This is a genomic window from Vibrio sp. YT-17 (genome assembly GCF_033337375.1).
GTDB lineage: Bacteria > Pseudomonadota > Gammaproteobacteria > Enterobacterales > Vibrionaceae > Vibrio > Vibrio alginolyticus.
The window spans coordinates 180,419-196,119 of the sequence record NZ_JAWOQP010000009.1; the positions used below are offsets into that span (position 1 = coordinate 180,419).

Consider the following 15,701-nt stretch of genomic DNA (forward strand, 5'->3'; position numbering starts at 1 on the left):
TTCATTTTTTATTGAGTAAAAAAGAAGCAAATGGACAAATAAATAAAAGAAACTACAACAACCTGTAAAAAAGTTTCATTTTTGACCAACAAAATTACATGTAGGCCCAATTCTTTGTGCTACTGAGAGTATATCGAACCGAATACATCTCTCTACAAACCACCTTGGTTTTTATCAAAAATGTGCGAATGTTAACGTTTATGTAAAACAGTGCAATTTATCAGCAACTTTATACGTAACATTTCCTTTCCAGATTAGATACAGTTTATTAAAGAATTAGTTTTTCTCACTTAAATGGCAGGGAATGCGTTAGTTTTTTTCATTTCTTACAACCTAACTTTTGCCTTACATTACGCCCAAATTACCCCTTCTCCTTTTCACTAATGTGAACTTTGATGAGTACGCAACATGCAAACTTTTGAACTTGCTATCTTCTTGCAGTTTTTTCTCGGTTTGGTCGCCGCAGTAAACCCTGTTGGTATCATGCCTGTGTTTGTGTCACTAACCGGGCATATGACACCAGACGAAAAGCGCAATACGGCAACAACAGCAAATGTGGCTGTTGCGATCATCCTGATCATTTCGCTTTTTGCTGGTCAGTTACTGTTAGACATGTTCAGTATTTCTCTGGATTCGTTTCGTGTCGCTGGCGGGTTGCTATTACTTAGCATCGCATTCTCGATGATGAGCGGTAAACTGGGGGAAGATAAGCAGAACAAACAAGAGAAAACGGAATACGTCAGTCGTGAACAGATTGGTGTGGTCCCTCTTGCAATGCCTTTAATGGCAGGTCCTGGTGCAATCAGTTCGACTATTGTTTATGGTGCACGCTACCCAAGCATGTTCGATACCGTGGGCATTAGTATTACGATTGGTTTGTTCTGCCTTTGTTCATGGCTATTATTCCGTTCTGCCCCATTGATCGTACGATTTTTAGGTCAAACTGGAATCAACGTCATTACTCGTATCATGGGTTTGATATTGGGCGCGCTTGGCATAGAGTTCATTGCGAATGGCTTACGCAACTTATTTCCAGGATTAGCCTGAGTTTCTATAAAATTGTATGATAGAGCGATTCAACAATGGATCGCTTTGTCATGACGACTGACTCTCTTAAACATACTCTATATGTCACCATTTTTGGTACTCATACCAAAGCTGGTAAAACGTTCGATATTGCTCTCATTATCGCGATCATCAGTTCGTTAATCGTACTGGTGTTAGATTCGATACCCTCCGTTCGGGCCGAGTGGGAAAAAGAGCTGAAGTTTATTGAATACACATTTACTGGCCTATTCACGATTGAATACCTTCTAAGGCTTTATTGCTCTCCTAAACCTGCCGCCTACGCAAAGAGTTTTTATGGTGTCGTCGATTTACTTGCGATTTTGCCCACTTATTTAGCACTCTTCTTCCCATCGGCTTCGTTTATGGGTGTGATCAGGGCGCTGCGAGTGATGCGAATATTCCGCATACTCAAGTTAGTCCGATACCTCCAAGAGTCCAATATCCTCTTACGTTCACTGCTTATGGCGCGCAGAAAGATTTTTATCTTCTTTAGCTCCGTCGCCATTATGGTAACGATTTTCGGCTCATTGATTTTTATCATTGAAGGACCTGAAAACGGATTTACTAGCATTCCTAAAAGTATTTATTGGGCGATCGTGACCATCACAACGGTTGGGTATGGTGACTTGGTCCCTCAAACAGACCTAGGTAAAGGGCTTGCATCACTCACCATGTTACTGGGTTATTCCATTTTGGCGGTACCTACAGGTATTTTCACTGCCGAACTGCACCAAGAGATGCAATCGCACAAAGTATTGGTGAAATGCCCAAACTGCTCCCACGCAGGGCACGACTCTGACGCAATTTACTGTAAACATTGTGGTAGTGAACTAGCCGATCCAGACAAAAGAGTCGTTCGAACGGAAGACGACGCATGAAAAAAGAGCTCCCTAAGGAGCTCTTTTATTTTGTCATCAAATAAAGGATTGATGTGATTATGCTTTCTCAGACAGAATAATTCGCAGAGTACGACGCAATGGCTCCGCAGCACCCCAAAGCAGTTGGTCACCAACAGTGAAAGCATTTAGGAAATCATCACCCATTGCCATCTTACGTAAACGACCCACTGGTACAGACATTGTGCCCGTAACTTTTGCTGGTGTTAGCTCTTGAGCAGTGATGTCACGGTCGTTAGGAATCACTTTCACCCAATCGTTATGAGTGGCGATGATTTCTTCGATTTCGTCCATTGGTACATTTTGTTTAAGCTTGATAGTAAGTGCTTGAGAGTGACAACGCATCGCGCCAATACGCACACAGGTACCGTCAATTGGGACAGGTGAACTTTGAGAACCCAAAATTTTATTCGCCTCGGCGCCCGCTTTCCACTCTTCTTTACTCTGACCATTATCGCGCTTCACATCGATCCATGGGATCAACGAACCAGCTAGTGGCACACCGAATTTATCGGTAGGGAAAGAGCCGCTGCGCATTGTATCCGCGACTTTCTTATCAATATCTAGGATAGAGCTTGATGGGTTTGCAAGTTCAGAGCTAACAGAGTCATTGATAACGCCCATTTGCGAGATCAATTCACGCATATTTTGCGCACCAGCGCCAGATGCGGCTTGGTAAGTCATTGCGCTTGTCCACTCAACAAGGCCTTTCTCAAATAGACCACCTAGCCCCATTAGCATTAAACTAACCGTACAGTTACCACCGACAAATGTGTTCGTGCCACCGTGGATGCCTTGTTGGATTTGCTTTAAGTTCACTGGATCAAGTGTGATGATCGAATCTTCAGCCATACGTAGCGTAGAGGCCGCATCAATCCAGTAGCCTTTCCAACCAGCCTGACGAAGTGCAGGGAAAACTTTTTCTGTGTAGCTACCACCTTGACAGGTGATTACCGCATCAAGCTGTTTTAAGCTTTCAATATCATACGCGTCTTGCAGTAAGCCTGCGTCTTTTCCTAAGTTAGGAGCAGGAATACCAACTTGAGAAGTACTGTAGAATACTGGTTCGATTAGGTCGAAGTCTTTCTCTTCAACCATACGCTGCATAAGGACTGAACCAACCATACCGCGCCAACCAACTAAACCAACTCTCATCGTATTAACTCTCCATGTATTAAAAAACCTACCCCATAGTTAATTTTTCACAGCAAAATCTCAACCCCTATTTTGTAAATAAGCGCGTTTTTTAACCTTTTCCTCTGAAAAACCGGGTTACACGAGATTTTTTAGTGTTTGGTTTGCGGTTTTAACCATTTTTCAAGTAGGGAAAGCACTTTAGCCCCCTAATTGGTCTTACCACTCAATGAGAAAATAACACATGAAGCACAATAATTTCACATTACACAACATTAAAAACCAAAAAAGTTAAAACAAACTAACAGTTAATTTCACAAGCAAACGTTTTTACCGACGAACATCAAGATAAAACACCAAATGTTCGAAATATAATTTTTGTTAATGTATGTTATGCGCGATTACAACAAGGAGCGCCTTCCTCTATTGCTCCAAGATTGACAGAGGCACATATGAAGCAAGTTACACCACGCCTACCAAGCTTGATACAGGTATTTATCTCGCTCGGTTTATTTCTCCTGCTGGCATTTTCGTTCACAGCCAAGCTAGACCTACCGATTCAGCTAGCGCTATACATCGGTTGGTTCATTGTCATGATATTGGGCATAAAGCTTGGCCATCAGTATAAAGATCTGGAAAAAGCAGCACTAAATGGCATTTCCAATGGACTTGGAGCCGTTTTAATCCTTTTGGCCGTTGGCGCGCTTGTAGGTACTTGGATCTCTGGTGGTATTGTTCCAACCATTATTTACTACGGCCTTAAAGCAATCCACCCTTCCATCTTTTTGCTCGCGACCATGATCATCTGTTCATTGACTGCGCTAGCGACTGGCACATCTTGGGGTGCGGCTGGCACGGCAGGTATTGCAATGATGGGTATCGGTCAAGGTCTTGGTGTTCCTGCGCCAATCACTGCAGGTGCCGTACTTTCAGGCTGTTACTTTGGTGACAAAATGTCGCCTCTATCGGATTCAGTAATCCTTGCTTCATCTATGTCTAACGTTGAAGTGATGGAACATATTAAAGGCATGTTGCCGATAGCACTCATTAGCTACATTATTACAGGCATTATGTTTACTGCATTTGGCTTCCACTACGCAGGTCAAGTTGACATGAGCCAGGTAGACTCTGTCATTAAAGCGATGGAACAGCAGTTCTACATCACCCCTTACTCATTTGTTCCTGTGATCATCGTATTGTCACTTCTAGCGATGCGTATGCCTTCATTCCCAGTGATCAGTTTTGGTTCTCTGCTAGGTATTATTTGGGCAGTGATGATCCAAGATGTCGATTTCTTAACCGCGTTCAACACGGCTTGGGCTCCGTTTGCAATCTCATCTGGCGTAGATTTCATTGACTCAATCCTTAACCGTGGCGGCATGTCTTCAATGCTTGGGTCGGTAGCGGTTATCGTATTCGGCCTTGGTTTTGGCGGTCTACTAGATAAAGTAGGCGTGCTAGAGACTATCGCGAAGCTGTTTGAAAAACGCGTTCAAAGTGCAGGTTCATTGGCAACAAGCACAATTGGTACGGCCTTTATGGGCAACGTATTTGGTTCAGCGATGTACGTTTCACTTATTCTGACCCCAAAAATCTGTGCGAAGAACTATGACCGTCTAGGCTACAAACGTAAGAATTTGTCTCGTAACGCAGAATTTGGCGGCACGCTAACCTCAGGTATGGTCCCTTGGAGTGACAACGGTATCTACATGGCCAGTATTTTGGGTGTTGCTACACTGTCTTATGCCCCGTTCATGTGGCTGAGTTTTGTATGTATCATCGTAACGATATTCACTTCTTACATGGGTTGGTTTGTTGATAAGTGCGAACCAACAGCAGAAGCAGTTGAAGAAGCTGAAGGCGAATTAAAGCAGCAAACCGCTTAACTTCGCAGAGATAGGAAGAACCTCCCTTCCGAATTCAATACTAAAAAAGAGCGCTTTAAAGCGCTCTTTTTTTATTTCCAAAACAAATCGTTAGCTTTGTTTGACTGGCGTTTTCACGGCTGCACGCTTCCCAAACCAATAGCCCAATCCAAGCGGTGCAAAGAATATAACGGCAATGAACAGAATAAAGTAGATGATGGTACTTTTGACAAGTTCAATCAGCTTAGTCATTGCGAGATTCACAACCTCTTGCGACACTCGATCCATATCTTGAGCAAACTTCTCGCGCTCATGGGTAATGATCTGTGCGATTTCTTGGCGCTCTCTGGCAACCATCAGCTCTATAGCTTGGCGTTCTTCACCCAACTGAGATAAACGCGCCTCCGTCCTTTGATCGATATCGTCAACCAAAGGTTGTAACTCCAGCGCCATTTGTTCTGCCAAATAACGCATGTACTCTGGGTTGTTATCGATAAAATCCCTCATCGAATCAGCGGTAACTTGCAAACTATTGAGCGCCGCATTGACTTTTTCGATACTGGCAGAGCTATTCAAGGCCAACAACTGCGCTTTCCACGTCATAATTTTTGGTGTCTGCTCTGATACCAGACTTAGACGATCAGAGACATCCCCGAGTGCTTCTGGCATCGTGCCTAGCGTTGTAACGGCTTCCTCTTCGCTAATTTGGTTTGCATCTAACCACCTACGGTAAGCCGGAGTCCTAATCATGCTTAAATCAGCGAATGGATGCTGCTTGGCGAACTCTGCAACAAACGTTTTTGTCTTGATGTATGCTTCTTTCTTCAATAAAGATTGAGCCAGTTTATCTACCTCTTTCGCTAAATAAACGGAAACTAACTTAGCCTCATCAGACGCAAAGAGCTCATTACCAGAAGCGGTAGTAAAGAACTGTTCCATTTGTAACGTGAAAGTCCATGTATCAATCAGTGCAGCCATTGGGGACACTTGGTATGCAGAAGCTTGGATGCCTTCTTCAGCATTTATCTTCCAAAGTAAAATATAAGATTGATGAACTTTATCATGAGGCTCATATTGTTCGTGTAGTGCGTCTGCTGCTTGCTCAACCTGAGCAAAAAACTGCTGCGCATACTCACGAGTCAAAAGACGCATATTGAGCTCTTGTTTGGTAAGAGGGACGGTTTGACTCTCGATCTTGACTTCGAGCAGGGAGCACCCTGAAAGCATCATAACCAGCCCTATCAACATCATTGAAGACATTCGGCGAACGGACATGAAAACACCTTTAACAAATTGTATAGAACAGGAATAAAGCGAACTAAGTCATATAGTTCGAGCCTTTATTACCTCAACTCTTATGACATTAAGTCAGAGCAATATCAATCTGTTAGCGCTTCTGTTATCTTTTCACTATTGAGAACATTATTAGCAAAAAGTATGGTTTGTTTTAGGACATCATCTAAACATGCCAACTTCTCTTCCGGCACTTTTTGCCCTTGTTTAATCAACAGTTCAATATCACCCGAAATACAGTGCAATGGCATTGCACCTAAACTCCCTGAGACCCCTTTAAGACTGTGTGCGGCTCTTTGCGCTTGCTCTTTATCCTCTTCTAACAGCTGATACATTTTAGTGCCATCGCCAGAGTGATCCTGAATAAAGACCTCCAGTAACATCCGCACAGCGCCCTCGTCACCAGACAGAGAATCTAACATTTTATTGATATCTATGTACGGCTCACGTTCCACTACTTCCACTTGTGATGAATTCACCTCATTACAACTTTCTTCGTTCATTTGGACGTTTTGAAAATTTTCTGACTGAGCTGAGGGAACAGCGTTAGCTCCATTTTCATCATCGCCAACTTGCTCTGACTTTTTATCATCGGTTCTGGGTAGTGGTATCGGTTGAATCGTTTTTGGGGAGAAGGCTCCCCATGAAATGAGGAAAAGGAGCAAACCACTGATTACAGACAACCAAACAATAAAAGTCATTAGCTTCTGTTCCAACTGATCATTTATCGAAGTTAACTGGTTCGGGAAATCTGGATTAAGCAGGTGATTGGATAAATAACTGCCCTGTGCCTGAGCAGATAGTGCGCTTGAGGTTTGAGCAAGCTGGCGCTGAAGAGCACTTCGCTCTTCGGGAGAGAGCGTCTCTGATTCAATAAAAAGTCGGTCTAAGTCACGGTAAGTATCGCTATTCGTTGCAGAGTCACTAAAGACAGACTCAAAAACAAGCGCACCTAAGCGATAGTACATTGCCTGAATTTGCTCAGAGTTTTCTGTTCGAGCACGGCTGCTTCGTAACTGTTCTGCTAACGAAACCAATTCACTGTCACTTCTTACAAAAGCTCGAGCACTTTCTAAAAATCGGTCGGTCGTATAAAGTAATTGAGTGATGTCTGGTGTGATTTTCCCTTCAGAAAACTCACTTTCAAGCTGTAAGCGAACTGCATAAGCCAACTGAAGTTTCAGTGAAATTTGGTCGACGTGTTTAACACGGTAAGGCAGATCGAAGTTAAAAAAGTGCCTGACTTCTTCAACTTTACTTCCTAACTCATTTACAGTCGAAATCGTTTGAATCGTTTGTTTGGCTTGCAGCCAAATGCCAAGTGCTAAAACACACCACAAAACGAACCAGAACCAAACAAACCGCCGTATTCCTTCTTTTAGCTTCAGCAACACTTGCCCCTCGCATATCTCCATTAATTACAAGCATATACTATGGATGTTTCTTATTCACATAAAAAAAGAGAGCCGTTTGCTCTCTTTATTTAACGATATGATTTTAATTGCGACTTAACTGATCTTTTAGATTTGGAGGCGTCCCTTTAATCGTTAAGGTATCCGTCTCTGGATCATAAAAAATACGCTCGCCAAGTAAGAGACTATCGAAGCTAATATTCAAACCACCACCAGCTCCAACAAATTTAGTCAGTTTGCGAACCGTCGCACGATCACCTGGGAAAGACTCTTCAAGTTCGTACCCTTGCTCTTTGGTGAAATCCATAAAGCTCGTGCCATCTTGGCTTTGAGGAAGCTCTCCGGAAAGTTCTGAGATTTGAACTTCATCACCGGATTTAATTTGCTCATTGCAGTAGTCGTAAACTTGTTTCTTGTACTCGTTCACTTCTTGCTTTTCTAGCTTCGAGTCAGCACAAAAATCATCCACCGCCTGCATCAACACTAAGTTTTGTTGTTTAGTATCTAAGCCAATATCCGCTTGCAGAAAATCTAGGAAGAAGTCCGCCACTTTACGGCCAACGCGTCCTTTAATGTATTGCAGATAACGATTGGATTCCTTGTCGGTCTCGTAGCTCGACAGGTCGATGCGTGCGGCAATATCCATTTTGGTGATATCTAAGTAATCTGTCGCACTGATGTCCAAACCTTCGGTCACTTTTAAACTTTGATTCATTGGTAAGATACCGATGAACAAGTAGTCCGTTGCTAAACTCTGATACTCAGCGAAAACCAAGATACCTTCATCCGCAAATGGGTACTTAATCAACTCTTCTTTCAAGCGATTTGCACTAATTTGTGAGAAGTCGTAAAAATCTCGCTCTCCTTTGCGCATTTCTTGAAGCCAAAATTGAAATTCGCTGTCTGACTGGAAAGCGCCAAAACCTTTACCAGCTTTAGAATGGAATACTCGGTGAAGCTCAGCGACTAAGTTTTCTGTAGATGCATCGTTCTCTAATGATGCTGGACGAAAGTTTACAACCAGCTCGTCCTGATCGTTTTTGCACAGTTGATGCAGAATAACGTTTGAAAGATGAAGACTCATAGTGATTTTATCTTGCTACAAGGTTTTAGTTGATGGGCATTGTAGGTTATCATAAGCCGCTTTTACTATCATTATTAGAGTCTTTATGCCGATTACATCTAAATATACTGACGAGCAAGTAGAAAAAATTCTTGCTGAAGTAGCAACAGTTCTTGAAAAACATGCTGCTTCTCCTGAGTTGACGCTAATGATTGCCGGAAATATCGCAACCAATGTCTTAAATCAACGTGTTGCTGCTTCACAACGCAAAGCGATTGCTGAAAAATTTGCTCAGGCGCTGATGTCTTCTTTAGAAACACCAAAAACACACTAATCACGGACAATAGAACACATACATGGTAGACAGCGGAAACTCATACGGCGAACGTGTATCTCGACTAGTTGGTTGGGGTCACTGGTTTGCATTCTTCAATATCGTTGCATCGATGTTGATAGGCACACGCTACATTGTTCAGTCTCCTTGGCCCGAGACGTTACTTGGTCAGTTTTATCTGGCGGTTTCTTGGGTTGGTCACTTTGGCTTTCTAGTTTTCGCACTTTACTTGCTTGTTCTATTCCCGTTGACGTTTATCCTGCCATCGCGGAAATTGTTCCGTTTGGTGGCAGTGATTTTCGCAACCGTTGGGCAAACCATATTATTAATTGATACCCAAGCGTATCAGTCGATCAATTTGCACTTAACTCCCGTTGTCTGGGAGTTACTATTCAGCGAAGACAAAAGTGCACTCAGCACTGACCTACAACATTTATTTGTTGTGATGCCGCTGATCTTCCTTATTCAACTCGCACTATCCGAATGGGTATGGCGAAAACAGCGCAAACTATCTCATAAGCACGTAGGACGCCCTCTCGCGGCCGTCTTTTTCCTCAGCTTTATGACCAGCCATTTGGTTTACATTTGGGCAGATGCGTATTTTTACAACCCAATTACTAGCCAGCGTTCAAACTTCCCGTTGTCTTACCCGATGACAGCGAAGAGTTTTATGGAAAAACATGGTCTACTTGACCGTGAGGAATACCTAAAACGTTTAGCAGAAAACGAAGGCAACGTAGAGTTAGTCAACTACCCTCTTGAAAAGCTTGAGTTTAACCGCCGAGTTAATAAGCTCAATGTGTTGATGATAAGCATAAACAATTTACGAGCGGATGCGCTGAACCAAGAAGAGATGCCTAACCTCTATGAGTTTGCTGAAAACAATCAGAACTTCCGTAATCATTACAGCTCAAGTAATGATACATACGGGGCCTTTGGTTTGTTCTATGGCTTACCGACCAGTTATGCATCAAGCATCAAGGCGCAAGGTGCTTCCCCAGTATTGCTCGATGTACTGAAAGATCAGGGCTACAACTTTGGTTTATTCAGTGGCAGTGGGTTTGAAGATGATCTCTACTCAGAAATTATTTTCCGCGACTTGAACTTAGCGGAAGACCTAGATGGCACGCAAGCTCATACCGATAAACAATCTATCGCAAACTGGAATACATGGTTAGCAGAGAAAGCAAGTCAGCCATGGTTTAGTTACATCGAAGTCACCACCGTTGATAATTTTGAATCGATTCCTTCAAATAATGACGAAGAAATGCCCGCAAGTGAGCGATTCAAAAAAGCTTATGAATATGCAGTGAAGTCGGCGGATAGAACTATCGCCGGTATTATTGATGAACTAGAAACGACGGGACAACTGACAAACACCATCGTAATCATCACTTCTAATCACGGTAGTGAATTTAACGAAACCAATACGAACAGCTGGGGAGCAAACAGCAACTACAGCCGTTATCAATTACAAGTTCCGATGGTGATCCATTGGCCTGGAATGCTGGCTGGCGAATTTAATCACAGCACAAGCCACCTGGACCTCTCGGTTACACTATTGCAAGATATGCTCGGCGTATCTTCCAACCCATATGATTACAGTAGTGGTCGCAACCTATTCGATGAAAGTCGTCGTCGCTGGATCTTGGCGGGCGATACTCGCGAGCTTGCCTTAATTACTAGCTCGCAAACCACAGTGATCGATAAGTTTGGCAACTACAAGCTGTATGACAAAAACTACAAACGACTTCGAGATGATGCACCTAAGTTGCCAGTTTTGATGCAAGGTTTAACTGAGTTACAGCGTTTTTATTCTAAAAACGATTAATACCTAGCAATCCATATACTATTCAAACTCCCCCCTTTTTGGGGAGTTTTTGTTTATTTAAACAACACAAACCACAAATTTGCGCAGTAAACATCCAATCAGTTCAACTAGGGGTTTACAACATTTTCAAAGCCTTATATTATGCGCCTCAACAACGGAGAGATGGCTGAGTGGTTGAAAGCACCGGTCTTGAAAACCGGCATACGTTAATAGCGTATCTAGGGTTCAAATCCCTATCTCTCCGCCACTTTTAGAAAAAGCCCGCTAAGAAATTAGCGGGCTTTTTCGCATCTCCAGACTTAAAAAGATTTGTACAAATCACTTACCACTTCTTGAACGCAACTAAGCACTCCGCCACACTCCGAAAGAACCCACAAAAAATTAATGCCCTTTTCGTTCGTTCCAGTGTTGAATCAATTTGATATTTACATCTAGTTGTATCTACTCATCAATAAAGACTTCTTTAGCGGCATTGATAAGCTGCAAATGGATTGGGACGAGGTCAGCATGATTCGTTCGATATCCACCTCCAACGACAGCTGCGACAGGGATACCTCGAGATTTCACTGTTTGCATTAAAAATCTATCACGTTCTAAAATCCCTTGAGTCGACACATCAAAATATCCAAGCTCATCGTCTTGATGTATATCGACACCAGCATCGTAGATAACTAAATCAGGGCGATGAAGATTAAGTGCCATATCGACCACTTCTTTAAACGCCATTAAAAAATCCTCATCACCTGTCCCTCGCACCAAAGGCACATCGAGGTCAGACTGAGGCTTCCTCGCTGGGAAGTTTTTATCACAGTGGAAAGAAAGCGTGATGATATCTGGCTCATCGTCACATAAAGTTGCTGTTCCATCCCCATGGTGAACATCACTATCAATGATCAATACTTTATCGACATGCTCGACTTCGAGCGCTTGCCTGGCCGCGATCACTAAGTCATTAAATAAACAAAAACCACTGCCAAACTCTTTGTGTGCGTGGTGATACCCACCACTCAAATGAATGGCCACACCGTACTCAAGTGCCTTTTTTGCGGTCAGAGCCGTGCCCGCTGCTGAAGTTAGCGTTCTGGTAATGAGAGACTCACTCCAAGGAAAACCTATTCGGCGCATCTTCGCAGCTGGCATGTTTCCACTAACAAGTAACTCGACGTATTCCTCGTCATGAACACGTTTTACTTCCCCAACAGTTAATGCTTCGGGCTGGAAAAACTGCGCGTGCTCTTTCCAGTTATCTTTCTCTATATGCACCAATACCGATTCATAGAGGTACTGGTATTTCATAATTGGGTAACGATGCCCCTCTGGCAACTCAAGTTGAGAATAAATCGGGTGGTAGATAAATGGCAGCATGAGAAATTCTTAATAACAATGGTAACGAAATAGTATCAACTTAAAGGGTTGAATAAAACGCAATTTAATTGATAATGATTTTCAATATCAATTAAATTTAATATACATATGAATTCTACTTTCTTTGCTATTCTCGGCGCACTGTTTGGCTCTCTTTGTGCTCTGTCCCTATTTTCATCTCTTGTTGTTGGTGCGTGGTGGTTGGTTGATTTTATTGTGCTTAGCTAACACAATGACTTTCAACTGAAATCAAAAAAACATAGGTGTTTGTATGAGTCAAACCGTCTTTATTACCGGAGCAAATCGCGGCATTGGCCTTAGCTTAACTGAGCTGTACCTGAAGCAAGGCCACCAAGTACATGCTACTAGCCGTTCCTTAGAGAACAGTTCAGAACTACAAACTCTAGCCTCACAATTCAGTAATCTGGTTTTGCACGAACTGGATGTCACGCACTACGAACAAGTCGCTAAGCTTGCCGATAAACTCCCTGCCATCGACTTACTCATCAATAATGCAGGATATTACGGCCCCAAGGGATATGGCTTTGGAAATACTGACGTAGAAGCATGGCGTAAAGCCTTCGAAGTAAACACCATTGCTCCGTTAAAACTGGTTGAGTACTGTTACCCTCGCTTACAACAAGGCAAGATGAAAAAGATTGCTTGTATCTCATCAAAAGTCGGCAGTATGACCGAAAATACGTCCGGCGGCGGCTATATTTATCGCTCATCGAAAGCGGCGCTTAACTCGGTTGTTAAAAGCTTAAGTAATGATTTAACACCTGAAGGGTTTACTGTTTTGGCGCTTCACCCTGGTTGGGTAAAAACGGCGATGGGCGGGCCAAATGCTTTGATAGATACGCAAACCTCCGCGCAAGGCCTAGCGAACGTGATAGAACTGAGCACACCGCAGCTTTCAGGTCGATTTATTAACTACGATGGTACTGAGTTACCTTGGTAGCAGCATTAAGACACAACCATCACTAAACCAAATACCATCAAAGCCAGGCTTCATAATCGTGACTTGGTTGGCAAACATAATGTTCATCAGTGATCCACCAGCATAATTCGCGCAATCTAACTTGAATTTATCTACATCCAATCCAGACTTAGGAAAAAGTAGAACAAATAAGGAGAAAGCTCGATGGCAGCAGATAGGGATTTGGTTAATTTTAGCGAAGAGCACGAACTAAATTACTGCTTGAGAAGTGCTGGTAAACGCCAAACTCAAGCGAATCGAGATACATTAGTTGACTTGGGCAACCAGGTGAAAGAGGTACTGGACAAACGCGTGTTAACTCAAGGTGAAGTAAGAGGCGCGATCCAAAACCACGGTGACCTGTTCGAGTAATCTATTTTCAAGCATGCGCGGTGTTTAATTACGCCGCGCTTGTCCTATGCCTACTTACCTTTGGTTGAACGAGATTTAGTCGCGCCACCATTCTTTGAATAACTGCGCTTTTTACGTTTAAACGCAGGACGTTCCACCTTGGGTAGATGACGTAATGAATCAGGGATAGGCCCTGCTTTTACTTGTGCCATCAAGCTATCAATGCGTTGTTCCAGTGCTTGCATGAACGGCTGATATGCTTGATTTCTCTCTGCCATACCTTGTAACTGGTGCTCCCAATGAGCCGTCATATCAGGGTATGTTGAATCTTCTGGCAAGGCATGAATGAGACCTCTTCCCGCAGGAGAACTGAGAATTGACTTACCTTGACGCGTAAGCAGTTGGCGTTTGAACAGCGTGTCCAAAATACCAGCGCGAGTCGCTTCCGTGCCTAGCCCATCAGTGTCACGAAGGATTTTTTTCAGTTCTTTATCCGCAACATAACGGGCGATCCCGGTCATCGCTTGCAACAGCGATGCCTCGGTAAAATGCTTTGGTGGCTCGGTTTTTCGGTCTTTTATTTCCCCTTCACGACAAGTTAACACGGTGCCTTCGGGTAGCGGTGGCACGGCATCAATACCTTCATCTTCCTTGTCAGTTTTGCCCATTAGCGCTTTCCAACCCGGCGAAACTAACTGACGACCTTTCGCGACAAACGTACCACCAGCGATATCGAAAACCAATTTCGCTTCTGCGTAAACCGCCGCCGGATAGAACTGCATGAGGTACTGGCGCGCAATCAATTGATACACTTTCATCTCATTGCCGGAAAGCGCATTCACATTAGCTTGCTTCGGTGTAGGGATAATCGCATGGTGTGCATCCACTTTTTTATCGTTCCAGGCTTTGGACTTTAATGTTAAGTCTGCTCCCTGAACGGCAACTTGCAACTCTTTTGCGTTATTCGCAATAGCAGTTGTCACCGTCCCTGCTTGTGAGTAGTGTTCCATCGGCAAATAGCGACAATCTGAACGCGGGTAAGTGATCAGCTTGTGCTTTTCATACAATGCCTGACAAGTATCTAGTACTTGTTGCGCACTCATACCATAGCGCTTCGCGGCATCGATCTGTAAAGCAGATAACGAATAAGGTAATGGTGCTGATTGCTTGGTTTGCTTTTGTTCCGACTCTGTCACTTTTGCGGGTTGATTTGCAATACGGTTTGCAACATTTTCTACCAACTTACGGTTTAATACTCGACCTTCTTCGTCCTGCCAAGGCTTGCATGCCTCACTTGGCTTCCAACGAGCACGAATATCAAAAGTACCATTGGCATCTTGATATGGGATCAGAGCATGTAGGGTAAAATAGTCCTTCGGGACAAAGTTTTCGATTTCTTCATCACGACGCACCACTAAGCCAAGAACTGGCGTTTGCACTCGCCCTACCGAGAGAACACCTTGATACCCTGCTTTTTGACCAAGCAAGGTATAAGCACGAGACATGTTCATACCATACAGCCAATCAGCCCGAGAGCGGGCCAATGCTGAAACTGAAAGTGGGATAAACTCGCGATTACTGCGCATAGAACTGAGAGCACGTTTAACCGCAGGTAAGTTTAAGTCGGAAATCAACAAACGCTGTGTAGATTCCTTCTTGGTTTTAGATAACTTGCAATAGTCGAGAACTTCATCAACTAACAGCTGACCCTCTCGATCTGGGTCTCCTGCATGAATGACTTCGTTAGCTTCTTTGAGCAATTTACGAATCACTGTTAATTGCTTACTTGCACTTTTCCTCGGTCTGAGCTGCCATTGCTGCGGAACAATTGGTAAATCTGCCATATTCCACTTTTTATAACGCTCATCGTAAGCGTCGGGTTCGACTTGTTCGAGTAAGTGGCCGATACACCAAGTAACGATATCCCCGTTCCCACAGCGGATGAATCCTTGATCTTTCTTTTGAGGGTTTGGCAGTGCAGCGGCAATCGCACGGCCTAAACTTGGTTTTTCAGCAATAAACAGACGAGACATAACGTTTTGGAAATAAATATAATTAGGGCCACATTATCGAATGTAGCCCTAATAAATCAAGAAAAACTGTATAAATA

The 15,701-nt window shown here is 43.3% G+C and carries 13 protein-coding genes and 1 tRNA gene; 8 read left to right on the forward strand and 6 right to left on the reverse strand.

What is annotated here, in order from left to right; translation table 11 throughout:
- The first annotated feature begins 408 nt into the window (after positions 1-408).
- Both R7F67_RS11280 and R7F67_RS11285 read left to right on the forward strand, forming a co-directional pair.
- On the forward strand, positions 409-1,047 hold the full coding sequence (locus R7F67_RS11280) for a YchE family NAAT transporter (protein ID WP_005380729.1): 639 nt from the start codon (positions 409-411) through the stop codon (positions 1,045-1,047).
- Positions 1,048-1,082: 35 nt separating this feature from the next.
- Positions 1,083-1,946, forward strand: coding sequence for an ion transporter (locus R7F67_RS11285; protein WP_005380728.1), 864 nt, complete (start codon positions 1,083-1,085; stop codon positions 1,944-1,946).
- Between the two features lie 57 nt (positions 1,947-2,003).
- Here the strand turns inward: R7F67_RS11285 and asd are convergent, their stop codons facing one another.
- Positions 2,004-3,119 (reverse strand): aspartate-semialdehyde dehydrogenase, encoded by a 1,116-nt coding sequence (asd, locus tag R7F67_RS11290; RefSeq protein ID WP_005380727.1) that lies wholly within the window; start codon positions 3,117-3,119, stop codon positions 2,004-2,006.
- Between the two features lie 431 nt (positions 3,120-3,550).
- Between asd and nhaC the strand changes: the two genes are divergently transcribed.
- Positions 3,551-4,984 (forward strand): Na+/H+ antiporter NhaC, encoded by a 1,434-nt coding sequence (nhaC, locus tag R7F67_RS11295; protein WP_005380726.1) that lies wholly within the window; start codon positions 3,551-3,553, stop codon positions 4,982-4,984.
- Between the two features lie 90 nt (positions 4,985-5,074).
- On the opposite strand, the gene R7F67_RS11300 is transcribed toward nhaC, so the two are convergent.
- The 3 genes from R7F67_RS11300 to yejK form a co-directional block, all read right to left on the reverse strand.
- A complete protein-coding gene (locus tag R7F67_RS11300) occupies positions 5,075-6,238 on the reverse strand; it encodes a chemotaxis protein (protein WP_253657328.1) in 1,164 nt (387 codons plus the stop codon).
- A 104-nt stretch (positions 6,239-6,342) separates the two neighbouring features.
- Positions 6,343-7,671, reverse strand: coding sequence for an Hpt domain-containing protein (locus R7F67_RS11305; RefSeq protein WP_080996147.1), 1,329 nt, complete (start codon positions 7,669-7,671; stop codon positions 6,343-6,345).
- An 82-nt stretch (positions 7,672-7,753) separates the two neighbouring features.
- Positions 7,754-8,752, reverse strand: a complete 999-nt coding sequence (gene yejK, locus R7F67_RS11310) for a nucleoid-associated protein YejK (protein ID WP_005380723.1) — start codon at positions 8,750-8,752, stop codon at positions 7,754-7,756.
- Positions 8,753-8,837: 85 nt separating this feature from the next.
- On the opposite strand from yejK, the gene R7F67_RS11315 reads away from it, so the two are divergent.
- The 3 genes from R7F67_RS11315 (at position 8,838) to R7F67_RS11325 (ending at position 11,143) form a co-directional block, all read left to right on the forward strand.
- Positions 8,838-9,065: a YejL family protein gene (locus R7F67_RS11315; protein WP_005380722.1), complete on the forward strand. Its 228-nt coding sequence runs from the start codon at positions 8,838-8,840 to the stop codon at positions 9,063-9,065.
- A 22-nt stretch (positions 9,066-9,087) separates the two neighbouring features.
- The gene (locus R7F67_RS11320; protein WP_005380721.1) at positions 9,088-10,896 is read left to right on the forward strand and encodes a DUF3413 domain-containing protein; all 1,809 of its coding nucleotides are present in this window, start codon (positions 9,088-9,090) and stop codon (positions 10,894-10,896) included.
- A gap of 156 nt (positions 10,897-11,052) precedes the next feature.
- Positions 11,053-11,143: transfer RNA gene (locus tag R7F67_RS11325), tRNA-Ser, on the forward strand.
- Positions 11,144-11,337: 194 nt separating this feature from the next.
- On the opposite strand, the gene R7F67_RS11330 is transcribed toward R7F67_RS11325, so the two are convergent.
- Positions 11,338-12,261: a histone deacetylase gene (locus R7F67_RS11330; protein WP_053304185.1), complete on the reverse strand. Its 924-nt coding sequence runs from the start codon at positions 12,259-12,261 to the stop codon at positions 11,338-11,340.
- 271 nt (positions 12,262-12,532) lie between these two features.
- Between R7F67_RS11330 and R7F67_RS11335 the strand changes: the two genes are divergently transcribed.
- Positions 12,533-13,222 (forward strand): SDR family oxidoreductase, encoded by a 690-nt coding sequence (locus R7F67_RS11335; protein WP_318057188.1) that lies wholly within the window; start codon positions 12,533-12,535, stop codon positions 13,220-13,222.
- Between the two features lie 183 nt (positions 13,223-13,405).
- Positions 13,406-13,612, forward strand: coding sequence for a hypothetical protein (locus R7F67_RS11340; protein WP_005380717.1), 207 nt, complete (start codon positions 13,406-13,408; stop codon positions 13,610-13,612).
- 50 nt (positions 13,613-13,662) lie between these two features.
- On the opposite strand, the gene R7F67_RS11345 is transcribed toward R7F67_RS11340, so the two are convergent.
- The gene (locus tag R7F67_RS11345; RefSeq protein WP_054577625.1) at positions 13,663-15,624 is read right to left on the reverse strand and encodes a DNA topoisomerase III; all 1,962 of its coding nucleotides are present in this window, start codon (positions 15,622-15,624) and stop codon (positions 13,663-13,665) included.
- Between the last annotated feature and the right edge of the window lie 77 nt (positions 15,625-15,701).

Bases quoted from the DNA above. Each gene is read 5' to 3' on its own strand.
- R7F67_RS11340 (WP_005380717.1), top strand. From the start codon at position 13,406: ATGGCAGCAGATAGGGATTTGGTTAATTTTAGCGAAGAGCACGAACTA.
- R7F67_RS11335 (WP_318057188.1), top strand. From the start codon at position 12,533: ATGAGTCAAACCGTCTTTATTACCGGAGCAAATCGCGGCATTGGCCTT.
- R7F67_RS11285 (WP_005380728.1), top strand. From the start codon at position 1,083: ATGGATCGCTTTGTCATGACGACTGACTCTCTTAAACATACTCTATAT.
- R7F67_RS11305 (WP_080996147.1), bottom strand. From the start codon at position 7,671: ATGGAGATATGCGAGGGGCAAGTGTTGCTGAAGCTAAAAGAAGGAATA.
- R7F67_RS11300 (WP_253657328.1), bottom strand. From the start codon at position 6,238: ATGTCCGTTCGCCGAATGTCTTCAATGATGTTGATAGGGCTGGTTATG.
- R7F67_RS11345 (WP_054577625.1), bottom strand. From the start codon at position 15,624: ATGTCTCGTCTGTTTATTGCTGAAAAACCAAGTTTAGGCCGTGCGATT.
- R7F67_RS11280 (WP_005380729.1), top strand. From the start codon at position 409: ATGCAAACTTTTGAACTTGCTATCTTCTTGCAGTTTTTTCTCGGTTTG.
- R7F67_RS11320 (WP_005380721.1), top strand. From the start codon at position 9,088: ATGGTAGACAGCGGAAACTCATACGGCGAACGTGTATCTCGACTAGTT.
- R7F67_RS11315 (WP_005380722.1), top strand. From the start codon at position 8,838: ATGCCGATTACATCTAAATATACTGACGAGCAAGTAGAAAAAATTCTT.
- nhaC (WP_005380726.1), top strand. From the start codon at position 3,551: ATGAAGCAAGTTACACCACGCCTACCAAGCTTGATACAGGTATTTATC.
- yejK (WP_005380723.1), bottom strand. From the start codon at position 8,752: ATGAGTCTTCATCTTTCAAACGTTATTCTGCATCAACTGTGCAAAAAC.
- R7F67_RS11330 (WP_053304185.1), bottom strand. From the start codon at position 12,261: ATGCTGCCATTTATCTACCACCCGATTTATTCTCAACTTGAGTTGCCA.
- asd (WP_005380727.1), bottom strand. From the start codon at position 3,119: ATGAGAGTTGGTTTAGTTGGTTGGCGCGGTATGGTTGGTTCAGTCCTT.